We start from the raw sequence: 234 nt of genomic DNA on the forward strand, positions 1-234 counted from the left end.
GTCGGGGCATTCGCCTTCATCATTGGCAACTTCAAGTCGCTTGCCGGCATCGTCTTCAGTTCGTTCTCAAGCATTGGGCTGAAGGCAAGCGGCGGTTCGCTGAGCGCGGCGGATCTGATGCGGCCGGGCTTCGTGGCCTCGTCGGGGTTCACCGCGGCACATCCGCTGCTCGAGGAAACCGGCCAGTTCTCGGGCTTCGACATACTGACCAACCTGCCCACGATTCTGATCCTG

1 protein-coding gene is annotated in these 234 nt (G+C 61.5%); it reads left to right on the forward strand.

Annotated features, from left to right (window positions below; all coding sequences use genetic code 11):
- Window positions 1-234, forward strand: a 234-nt coding sequence (locus KJQ96_RS39600) for a type IV secretion system protein (protein WP_213291285.1), incomplete at both ends; no start/stop codon positions are given.

It is taken from the genome of Bradyrhizobium sp. sGM-13 (genome assembly GCF_018398875.1).
GTDB lineage: Bacteria > Pseudomonadota > Alphaproteobacteria > Rhizobiales > Xanthobacteraceae > Bradyrhizobium.